Source organism: Streptococcus sp. NLN76 (genome assembly GCF_015686645.1).
GTDB lineage: Bacteria > Bacillota > Bacilli > Lactobacillales > Streptococcaceae > Streptococcus.
In genome coordinates this window covers 1-18,478 of sequence record NZ_JADPMS010000008.1, presented here as the reverse complement: position 1 = coordinate 18,478, position 18,478 = coordinate 1, and the positions used below count along the sequence as shown (strand labels likewise).

At 45.0% G+C, this 18,478-nt stretch carries 3 protein-coding genes; all 3 read left to right on the top strand.

Features of this window, described 5'->3' with window-relative positions; translation table 11 throughout:
- The first annotated feature begins 43 nt into the window (after positions 1-43).
- Positions 44-1,507, top strand: coding sequence for a glutamate--tRNA ligase (gltX, locus tag I1A59_RS02560; RefSeq protein ID WP_196091254.1), 1,464 nt, complete (start codon positions 44-46; stop codon positions 1,505-1,507).
- A gap of 503 nt (positions 1,508-2,010) precedes the next feature.
- Positions 2,011-13,716, top strand: a complete 11,706-nt coding sequence (locus I1A59_RS02555; protein ID WP_196091253.1) for a pectate lyase-like adhesive domain-containing protein — start codon at positions 2,011-2,013, stop codon at positions 13,714-13,716.
- Between the two features lie 701 nt (positions 13,717-14,417).
- Positions 14,418-18,478, top strand: a 4,061-nt coding sequence (locus tag I1A59_RS02550) for a Rib/alpha-like domain-containing protein (RefSeq protein ID WP_196091252.1), incomplete at its 3' end; no start/stop codon positions are given.

Genomic DNA, 18,478 nt, shown 5'->3' with positions numbered 1-18,478 from the left:
CTTGTGGTATAATTTCAAAAAAAGATTAAATGAGGATAGGATTGTGACAAACAAGATTCGGGTGCGTTATGCACCAAGTCCAACAGGACTTTTGCATATTGGAAATGCGCGGACAGCGCTCTTTAACTACTTATTTGCTCGCCACCATGGCGGTGATTTTGTGATCCGGATTGAGGATACCGACCGCAAGCGCCATGTGGAAGACGGGGAGCGTTCACAGTTGGAAAACTTAGCCTGGTTGGGTATGGATTGGGATGAAAGTCCGGTAAATCCGGGTGACTTTGGTCCTTACCGCCAGTCAGAACGGTTGGAAATTTACCAAACCTACATCGATCAATTGTTAGAAGCTGGTTTGGCATATAAGTCTTATGTAACAGAGGAAGAATTGGCCGCAGAACGAGAACGCCAAGAAGCAGCTGGTGAAACACCTCGTTATATCAATGAATTCTTAGGGATGACTGAAGACGAGAAAGCGACTTATATTGCTGAGCGGAAAGCTGCTGGTATCCAGCCAACCGTTCGTTTAGCCGTAAAAGAAGACCACATCTACAAATGGGTAGACATGGTTAAGGGTGAGATTGAGTTTGAAGGGGGAAACATTGGTGGTGACTGGGTTATCCAGAAACGCGATGGCTACCCAACCTATAACTTTGCGGTGGTTGTTGATGACCACTTGATGGAGATTTCACACGTTATCCGTGGCGATGACCACATTGCGAACACGCCAAAACAATTGATGGTCTACGAAGCCCTAGGTTGGGAAGCACCAAGTTTTGGCCACATGACCTTGATCATCAACAGTGAAACTGGCAAGAAACTTTCTAAACGGGACACCAATACCCTTCAATTTATTGAAGATTATCGCAAAAAAGGGTATTTGCCAGAAGCTGTCTTTAACTTTATCGCTCTTCTTGGCTGGAACCCAGGTGGGGAGGAAGAAATCTTTAGTCAGGCAGAATTAGTGAACTTGTTTGATGAAGCCCGTCTCAGCAAGTCCCCTGCAGCCTTTGATCAGAAGAAGCTGGACTGGATGAGTAATGAATACTTCAAGAAGGCTGACTTGGAAACTGTTTTAACTTTGACCAAACCATTCTTAGAGGAAGCTGGTCGTTGGACGGATAAGGCTGCGGAGATGGTTTCCCTTTACCAACCGCAATTGACTGCGGCAGAGGACATTGTGCCTCTGACAGATCTCTTCTTTGGTGACTTCCCAACGCTTACGGAGGAAGCAGCTGAGGTATTAGCAGGTGAGACTGTTCCTCTTGTTTTGTCAACCTTCCGTCAGAAACTAGCGGATTTGTATGAGGAAGATTTCCAAGTAGACCAGATTGCTCCGTTGATCAAGGAAGTTCAAAAAGAAACAGGTGTCAAAGGGAAAAATCTCTTTATGCCAATTCGTGTGGCGGTGTCTGGTGAGATGCATGGCCCAGATTTGCCAAATACCATTTTCCTTTTGGGGAAAGATAAGTCCTTGAAGCATATAGAAGCTGCCTTGAATAGGTTGTGATATCCCCTTTTAGCTTATCTTTTGTTACTTTGTTAGCTCGTCTTGCTGTACTTATGTACTTATTTGAAACTTTCTTCGAAAGTGTTTCAGTAAGCTCAAAATCTCCCCTAGAGATTGAGCTGTCTACGACTCGCTGCCTTGTACTAAAAGTAAACTAAAAGACTACACTAGTTTTTTTCTAGTTATTGATAGAGATTGGATGAATGATTCCAGTCTCTTTTTTTTGGACAGTCTGTCTAAAAAAATCAGACCAAACAACTAAACCAAAATATTGGTGGTTTTTTTTTTTTTTTTTATTAAGCACCCTTTAACTAATATAACCGATTATCCGGTTAAAGAGATTGTGAAGGGTAAACCTTGTTATATAGGGTGTTTTTGTAATATAAATCACAAAAATAGCGCCTCGAATTCCTTTACAATAATGCTATGAAATGTTATCATAATACAGCCTATAGTATTCGTAATCTTGGTTTCGTGTGCTAGGTTAATAATAAAAAAGGAGAATGAAAGACGACATGAAGAAACACATGTTTGATCGATCAGTCCAGAGGTTTTCCATTCGGAAATATTCTTTTGGTGCTGCGTCTGTCTTGCTTGGAACAATGCTCTTTACTGGGCAGAATGTACAAGCAGAGGAAACGGCCACCTCTGAGTCTGATGAAAGCAACAGCTCGGCTTCGACTGGTTCATCTTCGGATGTCTCTTTGGAAGCTGCTTCAGACACGTCTACTTACAATGCAGAACCTGCTGTAGTAACAAGTGACGCAACAGTAGTAAGGTCTGCAAGTTCCGAAATGTCTACTGCTTCAGCTGAAGCTTCTACGTCAAGTTCTTCGTCATCTTCAGAAGAGGCAACTACAGTAGCTGAAAATACGGCTACTGCTGCTGAAACGAAGTCTGATGAAGAAAAAAAGGCAGAATCAGCAACAGAAAGCAAGGAGACTGACGTAGCTCGTCCACAGGCAATGCCCCTGAACAGTGCCTTCCGGGCTGCAACTGCTCCAACAACAGCAACAACTGTTACAAATTGGGACCAATTTGTGGCTGCTCTATCCAACGCTAGCGTTACAGATATCAAGGTACAAGGACAAATTTTTGCTCCGAATACTGTGAATGGCATTACCAATGGTAATGGTTCATCTGAAGCGACAAATGCGAAGACAAAAGCTGTTGACCGGACTTTGTCCCTAGCAATTGCGAATCGTGCTATAAATATCTATGGTGATGGTGCCAATAGTGCGATTGATTTCCGTTCTTACTCTATTAAACCAACTTCAAGTGCTGTCGGAGATATCCTCTTTAGTAACTTGAGTGTTTATTCTGCCAACTCAAATGGTCCAATTGATCTTAGTCAAAACCGTTCGTCAACGGTGACCTTTGAAGATGTAAAGAGTGAAGGTGTTCTCTTTGGTGCTGGTCCACAAACGACTGTGGTCATCAAGGGAAATACAACGTCTAGCCTGTCAGACAGCTATACTTCTTTAGCTGGTGGAACTCAGTATGTTCAAATGAATACTGCATGGCAGGGAGAAAGAGCAAACTACACCGATCAAAATGGTCGGAATAATCGCCGTCCAGCCAATATCCACGATGTTCGTGCAGTGGTTGTTGATGAAGATGCTACATTTACAGTAAATCGTACCGCTTCTGGTGACGCGATTAGTCTTCCAAACAGCGCAACTGTTGAAGTGAAGGATAAGGGTAGTTTGACCATCAACATGAATCAGTCAAACGATACTTCAGCTAAATCTCGCTACCATGATGCTGCTATCTACATGCCATTGACCGGTACTGTGAAGACGGGTGAAGCCTCAACCTTAAACATTAACTCGTCCATTGGTCAAGCGATTTCGATCGGTGTTAAACGTCCAGGTGGAAATGAGACGGATGCGGATCGCTATGGTGGTTACGGTGCTGGAAATACAAGTAAATTAGCCAACTCTTCTGCAACCATCTCTATTGGTAAAGAAGGTAAGGCAACCTTTACAGGTCGTGATTCCATTATTACAGGTCACAATGCTACTTTTACAACTGGCCAACAATCGAATGTTGTTTTCAACAATACTGGTCGTGGTGTAGCTATGGATCTCGGGGATGACTCGCACATTGTTTTTGGAAAGCATTCGTATAATAGCTTTACATCCGATGGTAAGGCTCCCTATAATGGAAATGGAACACCGTCTGGTTCCTATGATGGTTATAACTACATCGGTGTTAATAATGCTGGTACCATCACTGTTGATGACTATGCGAAGTTTATCGTCGTAGCGAAAAACCGAAACGGAAGTCGAAATATCGGAAATGATTACGATGACCTGATTTCCCTCGATTCACGTGAGGGTTCTGCAACACAACCACTCTTCAATGTGAAGCAGGGTACAGTGGTAGATATCCGGGATGATAATAGAAACCACTATGCTGAGTTGATTTCGGTTCCTCTTGGAGCAACCAAAAATGTTGTTTTCCGTGTTGATACGCCGCTTTACTTCAGTTTGCAGCGCTATACGACACCTCTTGGAAATCAAATTGAAGATCCAAACGGGAAACTACCGAACTCAACCCCTCAAGGATTTAATCCTCCGACAGCTGGTACGCCTAACCTGATTTATGGAAATGTCCCAGGGACCAAGATGGAATTTGTCTTGGATTCAGCTGTGAATGCAGAGACCTATACAGTTTACGCTCGGAATGAAGGAACTCACAAAGCTCCACTTCAAACAGATGCACAGAAGCAAAATGGTGTCTGGATTGATGTCAAACAAGGGGATGTCGATATCCAAGGTTTTGGTGGACCAACTGATATTACAGGTTCCAGTCCATCTATTCCATTGGCGAATTCAAGAGGCGGTATACGACCTGTTGAACCAGAAAGTAGCCAAGATCGTTCCTATGATATTGACTTAACCACACAAAACTCACACAGCGTTTGGGTTGCAAACGGTACGAAGATCAATCCGCTTGCGAAACACACAAACACGATTGAGTATTATGTGAAGAAGGCTGACGGTTCTGTTGTGCCAATTTCTGAAGTTTTTGCCAACGAGGCAAACTCTGTAACAGAGACTTCTGATTGGGAACGGAATATGAACCTCCGTTTGGATACGGAAGTCTTGAAGCAACGTTTTGCAAATACCACCATTACTGGGGGAGACGTTTTCCTTCAAGAGTACAATAAGATTCCTTACTCAGCTACTTCCGATTCCGGCTGGAAAACGACAACAGATAGTCAAACGAAAGATCCTTATTCAACAGTCAATAAGAGTTTGGCAGGCTATGTTGCAACCATTACAGAATCTAATGTACCTAACTTGCAATCTCTTGTGAATCAACGTGGTCAAGGGGAAAGCGTTCATGCGGTCTTGACTAAAGATGGATTTGAAGAGAAGATTCTGACCAAAGATGCAAGCGGTCGTGATGTGGTAAGCGATACCTTCTGGTCAAATATGACCAACACAGGGGTTCCAGAAAACTGGGTAACTAAAGTTGTCTTTGAAATGACGGACACCGCCAAGGTTGTTTATCGGAACGTAGCCAATGCTGCTAACCCGATTGTACTGTCTGAGTCAGAAAACCTTGCTGGAAGTGCTGGTGAGACAATTCCTTACACAGCAGATCAAGTTCTTGCGCAATTGAATGCCTACAAGAAGCAAGGTTATGAATTGGTGGTTGATGGGTATACAGGCTATACTTATAACGAAACAACTAAGCAATTCGAGCGTAATGGCGCAGCTCTACCAACGTTTGATGGAGAAAATGGGCAACAAGTCTTTAATGTCGACTTGAAACCTCGGATTATTCCGATCACACCTGAGAATCCAGTGGATCCAAATAATCCAGTAGATCCAACGGATCCAAATACACCAAATTATCCAACACCGGATAATGAAGAAGTTAAGAAATTAACAGAAGAAGTCAAACGTACCATTAAGTATGTAGATCAGTCTGGTAATCCTCTTGCTTCTGATGTAGAGGATACGCTTAAGTTCCGCCGTGAAGGAACCATTAACTTGGTGACTGGTGAGACTACTTTAGGTGATTGGACGCCTGAAAATGGAACTAGTTTTGCTGATAAGCCTTCTCCTGTGGTTAAAGGTTACATTCTTGTAGACCCTAATCAGAAAGAAGAAGGGGCGCATGATGGAATTAACGCGACAGATAATGATATCGTTGATAATGTTGTCTATAAACCAATCTCTCGTTATGTTCCTGAATTCCCAGATGGTTCTACACCAACGAACCCATGGACAGAGGTTCCGTATGTAAATGATCCATCAGATCCAAGCAAGATTGTTCCACCAACGGATGAAACACAAATTATCCCTTATGTGGAAAACTTTGTGCCAACAAATCCTGCAGATGGACAACCATTGCAACCTGTAGATCCAACAGATCCTAAGAAGGGTTACATTCCACCTGCACCAACAGATCCAGGTGTGGAAACTAAGATTCCTTACAAGTCTCTTGCAGACAAGGCTAAGATCATCTACCGTGTTGTGAACGCAGCAGGAAATGCAGTTGTAAATCCTAACATTGCAGAATCTGCTGAAATTCCAGGTAATGCGGGTGAGGCAATTACGTACTCTACAACGGAAGACTTGAAAGCACTCTACCTCAAAGGGTATACACTTTCAACAAATTCAAGCGTGGATGTAGATCGTCATTACCGCACTGGTTTAACCTTCAACGGACAAGATGATGTGGATACTTACTATGTCGATGTCACAGCAATCATTATCCCTGTAACACCAACAACTCCGGTAACTCCTGATCAACCAGTGGATCCAGATAAAGTTCCAGAACTTCCTAAGAATCCAGATCCAACAGATCCAACTACGCCAAATTATCCAGATCCAACAGATCCAGCTATTCAAACCTTGACAGAAGAAGTCAAACGGACGATTCAATATGTTGATGAATCTGGAAAAGTACTTTCGACTGATGTTGTTAATACTTTGACCTTCGAACGTACCGGTACTATTAACTTGGCTACAGGTGAAACAACCCTTAATGAATGGGTTGCTAAGGATGGAAACAGCTTTAGCAATGTTGCTTCTCCAGTTATCCCAGGCTACATCTTGAAAGATGCTAATCAGAAAGAAGAAGGGGAACACACAGGCATTAACGCTACTGATCCAGATATTACAGATCGCGTTGTTTATGTTCCAATTGCCAAGTACGTTCCATCCTTCCCAGATGTTCCAGATGAGGATAAACCAAATAACCCATGGAGTGAGGTACCGTATAAGGAAGATCCAACCGATCCAACCAAGTTGGTACCACCAACAGACCCAACTCAGGTGATTCCTTACATCCCTGAATTTGAGCCTACAATTCCACTTCAACCAGTTGATCCAAATGATCCAACTAAAGGCTACTTTCCTCCTTCACCAACTGATCCAACTCAAGTAACTGAGATTCCATATGCACGGATTGATGCTGCTGTCATTATCTACCAATACGTAGAGCAAGATGGACGCACTGTTATTCGTGAATTGGAACGTTCAGATGAGTTCAAAGGTAAGAAGGGCGAAATCATCGGTCCAAATGGAACAGGTTATGCAACCGCTGAAACTATCGCCAAGTACAAGAAACTCGGCTATGAACTTGTCAATGACGGATTCCCACGTGGGGCAACCTTCGACGGAACCAAGGGTACAGATACTTACTATGTAACCTTGAAAGCCAAATTGACTCCGGTTACACCTGAAAAACCAGTTGATCCAAATAACCCAGTTGATCCGAACGATCCGGATTCACCAAATTATCCAGATCCAACGGACCCAGATTCGAAAGATCCAAGCAAGATGTTGAAAGATGTTACCCGTACCATCCAATATCTCGAGCAAGGTACAGAAGCTGTCCTTAGCGGAGAAGTTTCTGATACAGTAAGCTTCCGTCGTGAAGGTGTTGTCAACCTTGTAACTGGTGAAGTTGTTTGGAACGAAGAAGGCTGGCAACCAGCAACTGCTGAGTTTACCAACCGGACATCTCCAGCAATTCCAGGCTACCACTTGGTAGATACATCACAATCTCAATTCGGAGCTCACACTGGTATTACCAATGCAAGCGAGAATATTGTTGATAAAGTCTACTATGCGAAGAACCCAGATCCAGAGAAGATCGCTGTTCAAATCGTTTACCGTGAGGTGACAGCTGACGGAGCAACCGTCGTTAAACAATTGGAAGCTTCCGGTCAATTGACTGGTAACCAGGGTGAGGCTGTTCCTTATACCCAAGATCAAGTGTCAACCATCGTGGCTAAATACCATGCGCAAGGTTACCAACTTGTAAACAACGGTTACCCAACTGGAGCAACCTTCAGTGGTGAGCCAGGTACAGTGACAAACTACTTTGTTGACTTGACTCCAATCATCATTCCAATTACTCCGGAAAATCCTATTGAACCTGAAAAACCAGTTGATCCTAAGACACCTGGTTACCCAGATCCTGAAGATCCAAATCCTCCTGTTTACCCAACTCCAGACAAAGAAGAAGCTCTGAAGTTGACAGAGGAAGTGAAACGGACTATCCGATACGTGGACCAAGATGGGAATGCGGTAGCTGCTGAAGTTGTGGATACACTCAACTTCCGTCGTGAGGGAACCATCAACTTGGTAACAGGTGCAACAACCCTTGGCGATTGGACTGCTACTCCTGGAAACAGCTTTGAGAATAAGACTTCCCCTGTCGTAACAGGATATGTCCTTGTCAATGCTGACCAGAAAGAAGCTGGAGGTCATGCGAATGTTGGTGCAACAGATGAAGATTATCTCGATATCGTTGTCTACAAACCAATTTCTCGCTATGTTCCGAAATTCCCTGATGGTTCTACCCCAACTAATCCTTGGACAGAAGTTCCTTACGTGAACGATCCAACTGATCCAAGCAAGATTGTTCCGCCTACGGATGAAACTCAACGGATTCCTTACGTTGAAGGCTTTGTTCCAACAAACCCAACGGATGGATCTCCATTGCAACCAGTGGATCCAACTGATCCAAGCAAGGGTTACATCCCACCTGCACCAACTGATCCAGGTGTGGAAACCACAATCCCATATATTGAACAAGATAAACCAGTTGATCCAGATGCCAAAGACGATCGTGCACAGGTAATCTACCGTGTCGTATCTGCTGATGGAACAACCATCGTAAATGAACAGATTGCAACATCTGGAATCATTAACGGTAAAGAAGGTGCCCGCATTACTTACTCTACAACAGAGACCTTGAAAGACTTGTACCTCAAAGGTTACACCCTTTCAACCAACTCTACTGTTGCAGGGGCGAAATACCGTGAAGGTTTGACCTTCAACGGTCAAGATGATATCGACACCTACTACGTTGATGTGACTGCGATTATTATCCCAGTTACTCCGGAAAAACCAGTTGATCCAAACAAACCGGTTGATCCAGATACACCTGATCTACCTAAGAACCCAGATCCAACGGATCCAACGACTCCAAACTATCCAACCCCTGATAAAACAGATATCTTGCGTTTGGAAGATGAAGTCTTGAGGACAGTTCGTTACTACATCCGTGGTAAAGATGGTCAATTGACTGAAATGACGCCTGAACAGGCAGCTATGAAGTCTGATACTCTCCGCTTCCGTCGTGAAGGAACCATCAACCTTGCAACTGGTGAAACCACCCTACAAAACTGGGTAGCTCTTGACGGTTCTGCCTTTGGAGCTTACACATCTCCATCTGTAGCAGGCTACATTTTGGAAGATGCAGCGCAAATCCAAGCTGGAGCTCATAACGGTATCGGTGCAGATTCTGAGGATATCCACGACCAAGTTATCTACGTACCAGTTGGTAACTATGTGCCTAAGTTCCCAGAAGGTTCAACACCAACAGATCCATGGTCAGAAGTACCATATACAACAGATCCTACCAACCCAGCTACAATTGTTCCTCCAACTGATCCACAACAACCTGCAATTCCTTATGTTCCAGGTTTGACACCAGTTGATCCGGAAACAAATGAGCCGTTGAAACCAGTTGATCCTGAGAATCCTGGTAAAGGTTATGTTCCACCAGTTCCAACTTCTCCAACTACAGATACGGAGATTCCTTATGTGAAGAATCCAGATTCTGAAGTGAAAGAAGATCAAGCACGCATTATTTATCGTGAAGTGAACGAAGCTGGTGAAATTATCAATCCATCACTCCGTGATTCAGGACTTATCGTTGGTAAAGAAGGGGAGGAAATCAAGTACTCAACAGCAGCAACTCTGAAAGAGCTTTACCTTCAAGGCTATACTCTTGTGAAAGATGGATTTGCAGCTGGTACGAAGTATGATGGACAAGATGGAGTAGACACTTACTATGTAGATGTCAAAGCCATTGTGATTCCGGTAACTCCAGAAACGCCGGTAACACCTGATAAACCAGTTGATCCAGACAAAGTTCCGGAACTTCCTAAGAATCCAGATCCAACAGATCCAACAACACCAAACTACCCGGATCCAGAAAAACCGAAGGATCCTAATGTAGAGCCAAGCACAGACATCTTCAAACTTGAGGAAGAAGTGGTACGTACCGTTCGTTACTATGTACGTGGTACAGACGGACAATTGACTGAATTGCCAGCAAATCTTGTTGAGATGAAGTCAGATACACTACGTTTCCGTCGTCAAGGAACGATCAACTTGGCAACTGGAGCAACGACTCTACAAAACTGGGTAGCTGTAGATGGTTCAGCATTTGGAGCCTACACATCACCTTCAATCCCTGGTTACATCTTGGAAAACGCTTCTCAACTTCAGGCTGGTGCCCATAATGGTATCTCTGCTGATTCTGAGGATATTCATGATCAAGTTATCTACGTACCAGTTGGTAACTATGTTCCAGAATTCCCTCCAGGCGTAACTCCAACCAACCCATGGACTGAAGTTCCGTATGTCACTGATCCAAATAAACCAACAGATATTGTTCCACCAACAGACCCAAGTCAACCGGCAATTCCATATGTGCCAGGCTTAATCCCAGTTGATCCAGGAACCAATGAACCATTGAAACCAGTGGATCCACAAGATCCAAACAAGGGTTATGTCCCTCCGGTTCCGACAACACCAACAACAGATACGAAGATTCCATACATCAAGAATGCTGTGGAAGACAAAGCTCAAATCATTTACCGTCTTGTAGATGAAGCGGGTACTGTTGTCAATGCGGAATTGGCTAAGTCAGATATTATCAATGGTGAAGAAGGTCAAGAAATTCAGTACTCAACAGCAGCTACTTTGAAAGAGCTTTACCTCAAAGGCTACACTCTTGTGAAAGATGGCTTTGTTCCAGGTACTAAATTCGACGGTCAAGATGGTATTGATACCTTCTACGTTGATGTGAAGGCCATTGTTATCCCGGTAACTCCAGAAAAACCAGTTACACCAAATAAACCGGTTGATCCAGAGACACCAGAATTGCCTAAGAATCCAGATCCAACTGATCCAACAACACCGAACTACCCAGATCCAGAAAAACCAACGGATCCTAGCGTAGAGCCAAGCACAGACATCTTCAAATTGGAAGAAGAAGTTGTTCGTACCGTTCGTTACTACATCCGTGGTAAAGATGGTAGCTTGACTGAAATGACGCCTGAACAGGCAGCCATGAAGTCAGATACACTTCGCTTCCGTCGTGAAGGTACCATCAACTTGGCAACAGGTGCAACTACCCTCCAAAACTGGGTGGCTGTAGATGGTTCAGCATTTGGTTCTTACACATCCCCATCTGTTCCAGGATACATCTTGGAAAATGCGGCTCAACTTCAAGCCGGAGCTCATAATGGAATCACTGCAACATCAGCAGATATCCATGATCAAGTTATCTACGTACCAGTTGGTAACTATGTTCCAGAGTTTCCTCCAGGCGTAACTCCAACTAACCCTTGGACAGAAGTACCGTATGTAACAGATCCAACGAATCCTGGAAGCATTGTTCCTCCTACTGATCCACAACAACCTGCCATTCCATATGTACCAGGTTTGACACCAGTAGATCCAGGAACCAATGAACCATTGAAACCAGTGGATCCACAAGATCCAAGCAAGGGTTACATCCCTCCAGTTCCAACAACTCCTACAGATGATACGAAGATTCCATATGTACGCAACATGTCTTCTGCACAAGTTGTTTACCGTGTCGTAGGTCAAGATGGAACAACTGTTGTTCGTGAGCTTGAGGCATCAGCGGTTCTCGAAGGAGCAATCGATGATCTCATCAATTACTCAACAGCAGACACCATTACGAAATACAAACGCCTTGGTTATGCACTTGTGAAAGATGGTTTTGTATCAGGTACTCGCTTCACTCAAGATAGCGCAGTTTACTACGTTGACTTGAAAGAATTGATCATTCCTGTAACACCTGAAAAACCACAAGAGCCAAACAAACCAACAGATCCAACAGATCCAGATTCACCAGTCTACCCTCCAATTGAAAACCCTGATATTGTGAAGTTGACTGAGGAAGTAAATCGTGACGTTAAATACTATGTTCGCGATGCGAATGGAAACCTTACGAAGATTCCAGAAATGGAAATCGCAACTAAGGAAGACACTCTCCGCTTCCGTCGTGAAGGAACTGTTAACCTTGTAACAGGCGAAAACACTCTTGGTGAGTGGGTTGCTCTAGACGGCACATCCTTCCAAGATTATGCATCTCCAGTTTATAAAGGTCATATCCTTGCTAATGCTGCAGATGCAATGAAGGGTGCTCACACAGGAATCACCGCTACATCAGCTGACATCCACGATGAAGTTGTGTATGTGAAACTTGCTAACTACATCCCAGATTTCCCTGCGGATCTACCAGAGAAACCATGGACAGAGGTACCATACACCAACGATCCAACAGATCCAGGTAAGATTGTTCCTCCAACAGATCCAGCTCAACCAAACATTCCTTATGTACCAGGATTTGAACCGCAAATTCCATTGCAGCCAGTTGATCCAAATGACCCAACTAAGGGTTATATCCCTCCTGTTCCAGAGGATCCAACTAAACCAACTGTAATTCCTTACGCACGTATCGATAAAGCACAAATTATCTACCGCGAAGTGAAACAAGATGGCACAACAGTTGTCCGTGAACTTGAGAGCTCAGCTGTTATGGAAGGTACTTCATCACAAGTTATTAACTACTCTACTGCTGACACAATTGTGAAGTATGTGAAACTTGGTTACGAACTTGTGAGAGATGGTTTTGTTTCAGGCACACACTTCGATGGTCAAGATGGCGTTGATGTTTACTACGTAGACCTCAAAGCGAAGATCATCCCTGTAACACCTGAAAAACCTGTAAATCCTAACAAGCCAGTTGATCCAACAGATCCAAATACACCAAATTACCCAGATCCAGATAAGGAAGACATCCTTAAATTGACTGAGGAAGTTAACCGTGAGGTTCGTTACTATGTACGTGCAGAAGATGGAAGCTTGAAAGAGATTCCAGCATCTGAAGTACCAATGCATCGTGACACTCTCCGCTTCCGTCGTGAGGGAACCATCAATCTGGTAACTGGTGAAACGACACTTGGTGATTGGGTAGCACAAGACGGCACTTCATTCGAAAGCTACAAGACTCCAGTTTATAAAGGCTTCATCCTTGTAGATCCATCACAAGTTGAGGCGGGAGCACACACAGGAATTACAGCTGATTCAGCAGATATCCTAGATCAAGTTATTTACGCTCCAATCTCTAACTATGTCCCAGAGTTCCCTCCAGGTGTAACTCCGGACAAACCATGGACTGAAGTACCATATACCAACGATCCAACAGATCCAGGTAAACTTGTTCCACCAACGGATCCAAGTCAACCAGCTATTCCACACGTTCCTGGTTTGGTACCAGTTGATCCAGATACAAGAGAACCATTGAAACCAGTTGATCCAAACGATCCAACTAAGGGTTATATTCCTCCTGTACCAAAAGATCCAACTAAACCAACTCCAATCCCTTATGTTGAGGTTCCAAAACCTGAGCCTAAGCCTGAACCTAAGCCAGAACCAAAACCTGAGCCTAAACCAGAGCCTAAGCCAGAACCGAAACCTGAACCTGTAACTCCAGTTCAACCTGAAGCACCAGCGGAAGCACTTCCTGAAACTGGTACTGAAGATGCAGCTGGCGCAACAGCTCTCGGAATTCTAGGTCTTCTTGCAGGATTTGGAATTGTCGGACGTCGTCGTAAAGACGAAGAATAGTCGGCAGGTACATACTAGATAAGAGTATCAACATGTATGAGTAAGAGGGAGATCACCCTTGTATGAATGAAATTTGGTTTCCCTGCCCCTCCTTTTGGAGGGGTTTTTTGCGGTTCAAGAATTGTAATTCTCATTGGATGTCAAAATCTGATGCTCATTACATTTCAAAACTGAATGTGTTATAGTCTTTTAGTTTGCTTTTAGTACAAGGCAGCGAGTCGCAGACAGTACTGAAGTACGGCAAGACGAGCTAACACAGTAATAAAAGATAAACTAAGAGAGTATAATCCTCTCCGCCGAACCCCTTTGATTGCGTGCCTTGCACGCTTTAGCGATAATATTCAACAGGTCTCCCAGACCTGTTGAACTACCATCATCGGCTATCCTCGTCATTTTTTGAAATTCCGCGAGTATTCTGATTTTGAAATTAGTTCAGTATAAATTTCCCAAGGAAAAAGGTAGAGAAAGCATGGACTTTTTGCGGATTTTGAACTAAAATATAATATGATACATTGTGAAAATTGAAGGATGTCCTAAGAACAAGTTGGATAAAATTGCGACCTAAAAACCGAAGAAATGAGGTCAAGGCACGACATGTTTTCCAATTTGCGTTCAATGAGTAATGACTGATTGATTTTCCATGTATGAGAGATTCTTTTGAAAAACTTCGAGGATTTTAAAAGAAGGAAGGAGTTCTATGTATGAAAACTGAACCGTTTACAAAAACTGTTCAACGATTTTCCATTCGAAAATATTCCATCGGAGCAGCCTCCGTTTTTCTTGGAAGCGTGATTTTTGGCGGAGGTACAGTTCAGGCAGCTGAACAGGCAGCAGCAGATGTTCCAGAGGTTAAGGAAGGTTTGAGTGTAGAGGCTCAGAATGAGCCGGCCGAGGCTTTAGGAACTGAATCTCCAGTGGTTTATCCGGCGGATGCGACCCTTGGAGGAGCGGAACTACCGTCCCCTGCCCCTTCAGGTGAAACACTATCCTCTCAGACGGAAGATTCCCGTCAAGCAACTTTGGTCGAGTCAGGATCGTCTACGGTCGCGGAACCCTTGAAAGTAGAGCCAGTTCAAGCGCGGGCAACAAAGGAAGAACCAAACTCTTTGGACGAGACAGTCGCAAGGACCCCTGCTTCAGACCAGCCAGAAACAGAGAGCACAAATTCAGTGTCATCTGGAAAACCTGTGGCAGTAGGGGCTAACCCTAACCAAATGGTATCAGAAGCAGGCCTTTCCGCTACAGAGGTAACTCCTGCTAAACCACAAGCCCCTATTGATTTAGGCGTGAACGGATTTACTCCGAATGTGGTCGATCCAAAGTTCATTGTGGAAATTTATGGCGGAACCTATTTTGACCGCTTTGAAAACAAGGGCAATCAGATCATCTTGCGCCAGACGAACTGGAACAAGTTCAAGGGAGTGGGTTTCTCGCAAGAATACACTCAGGAAGGTCAATCCGGGAACTACTTGCTTTGGTTTGAGAATCCAAATTTTTACAACAATATTGAGAGCATTAAGGTTAAGACGGATTCCATTTACGATGTGAGTCTGGAATTGACTTCGAGCCAGGACAACCAACTTTGGTCCATCCCGGTGCTCAAGCGCTTTGTCAGCTTCCCAGATGATCCCAATAACACATCGGATGCAACTAATTTTCCGCTAACGATTACCCTTAAAGACGGCAAAACCGTGACGGAGCTCGTGGGTAGTCAAGCTGTGACTTTTGGATCTGCTTTTGTAAGTGGAGATAACTACGATCGCGTCTTCAATATCAACCGTTTGGTCGTTGACACCTTGAATGGCGCTTGGTTTGCGGCCGATATGCCTAACCGTGATGCCGCCCAAGCAGAGACGACGGTAGATAGTATTTTTTCCGATACAAAAAACAGGAAGACAGCTGATTCACCAAGTAACCAAGAAGTTTCCGAAATTCTTCCCCTTGTCACTGAAGATGGACAAGTAAAAGGCTTCAAATTTATAACCCGGTATGAACTGGTTAAGGGCCGCAGTGTGCTAACCGAGCCAGCGGGTACCATTCCTTACATCGTTCAAAAATTACCGGCGGAATTGATGAGCCTAGTCGATACCAACCAAGTGAGCTTGTATGCTTCCAATGCTGGAGGCGTCGGTATCAGTAAAGCGATTCCTTTGGTGGTGGATGGTACAGGCCTTGTCCACACAAAAAATACTCCAGCTATCAGTTTGGAAGGCGTCAGCAGCCAAGAAGAAGCCGAACGTAGACGTCAGAATCTGGCTCCGATCTTCCGGCCGATTATTGAGGAAGTCAAGACCCCAAGCGTCACCTTGAGTGGTTACTATGAACCAGCTGCTTATACCATCGAATACACTCTTAAGAATCCACTCAGTCGAGCCGAATTTGCAGCTCAAATTGCTGCTATTGCGGATGCAAGTGGAGCTTCTGCCTTGGCGGAAACTTGGAAAGAGCGTGGAGTCATGGTGGGCTTTAGTCAGTCAGCTGGCATCATGCGAAATACTTATTCCAACTCTTACATGGATCGTTCAGTCTTGCAAGTGGAGAACAAGTTAAGTGGACAAATGACTCAAGCGGACCTTTATGAGGGTCACTACCCAGTCCTCGATATCCAGATTGGAAAATCAGAAGTGGTGCCTCAGACAGGTCAAGTTCCGAGGGGAACACAGTTCAGTGTAATTTCTGATAATAGATCCCAAATTGAATTTGATGGTCAAGGGAATGCGACCGTCACTACACCCGCTACCGAGAAACCTGGGCGGACCGCTTATACCGTTCAGGTACGCTACCCGGATGGTTCAACAGAACGCCTGGTCCTAACGGTCAATCGCATCCCAGCCACCAATGAAGAAGCTGAACGCTACAACCCAAGTTATACTCCTGCGACGGTGGAAGCTGGCAACCAAGTCTTCTTGGAAGGCCAAGGACTTCCATCTTCAGCACGCTACAGCGTAACCGGATCGGGTATGACCATTGATTCACAGGGTCGAGTAACTGTGGCTGTTCCGCTTGACGCAGTTAGCGGCCCCGTTCACGGCCAGGTCACTGTCCGTTACAGCGATGGTTCCGAGGATTTAGTTCCAGTAATGGTTCAGGTGACAGCTAAACCAGCAGCTGAACGCTACAACCCAAGTTATACTCCTGCGACGGTGGAGGCGGGCAACCAAGTTGTCCTAGAAGGCCAAGATCTTCCATCTTCAGCACGCTATAGCGTAACCGGATCCGGTATGACAGTGGATAGTCAGGGACGTGTGACTGTTATTGTGCCAGCAGACGCGGCAACAGGTAGCTTGACAGGCCAGGTCACTGTCCGTTACAGCGATGGTTCCGAGGATTTAGTTCCGGTTACTGTTCAAGTGACAGCTAAACCAGCAGCTGAACGCTACAATCCAAGTTATACTCCTGCGACGGTGGAGGCGGGCAACCAAGTTGTCCTAGAAGGCCAAGATCTTCCATCTTCAGCAAGCTACAGCGTAACGGGGTCGGGTATGACAGTGGATAGTCAGGGCCGAGTATCTGTCGTGGTTCCAGTAGATGCGGCAACAGGTAGTTTGACGGGTCAAGTGACCGTCCGTTACAGCGATGGTTCCGAGGATTTAGTTCCGGTTACTGTTCAAGTGACAGCTAAACCAGAAGCTGGGCGCTACAATCCAAGCTATGAGACCGCGCATGTTCAAGCGGGCGATCAAGTCGTCCTAGAAGGCCAAGGACTTCCATCTTCAGCAAGTTATAGCGTAACCGGATCCGGTATGACAGTGGATAGTCAGGGCCGAGTAACTGTCGTGGTTCCGGAAAATGCGGCAACAGGTAGCTTGACAGGTCAGGTCACTGTCCGTTATAGCGATGGTTCCGAGGATTTAGTTCCGGTTACTGTTCAAGTGACAGCTAAACCAGCAGCTGAACGCTACAACCCAAGTTATACTCCTGCGACGGTGGAAGCTGGCAACCAAGTCTTCTTGGAAGGCCAAGGACTTCCATCTTCAGCACGCTACAGCGTAACCGGATCGGGTATGACCATTGATTCACAGGGTCGAGTAACAGTTACTGTTCCGATTGACGCAGTAAGCGGCCCCGTTCACGGCCAGGTCACTGTCCGTTACAGCGATGGTTCCGAGGATTTAGTTCCGGTTACGGTTCAGGTGACAGCTAAACCAGCAGCTGAACGCTACAACCCAAGTTACACTCCTGCGACGGTGGAAGCCGGTAACCAAGTCGTCTTGGAAGGCCAAGGTCTACCATCTTCAGCAAGCTATAGCGTGACGGGATCCGGCATGACAGTGGATAGTCAGGGACGTGTGACTGTTATTGTGCCAGCAGACGCGGCAACAGGTAGTTTGACGGGTCAAGTGACCGTCCGCTACAGCGATGGTTCAGAGGATTTAGTTCCGGTTACGGTTCAGGTGACAGCTAAACCAGAAGCTGAACGCTACAATCCAAGCTATGAGACCGCGCACGTTCAAGCTGGCAATCAAGTCGTCTTAGAAGGTCAAGGACTTCCATCTTCAGCACGCTATAGCGTGACGGGATTCGGTATGACAGTGGATAGTCAGGGCCGAGTAACTGTCGTGGTTCCGGCAGATGCGGCAACAGGTAGTTTGACGGGTCAAATGACCGTCCGTTACAGCGATGGTTCAGAGGATTTAGTTCCGATTACTGTTCAAGTGACAGCTAAACCAGAAGCTGAACGCTACAATCCAAGCTATGAGACCGCGCACGTTCAAGCTGGCAATCAAGTCGTCTTAGAAGGTCAAGGACTTCCATCTTCAGC

Bases quoted from the DNA above. Each gene is read 5' to 3' on its own strand.
- I1A59_RS02555 (WP_196091253.1), top strand. From the start codon at position 2,011: ATGAAAGACGACATGAAGAAACACATGTTTGATCGATCAGTCCAGAGG.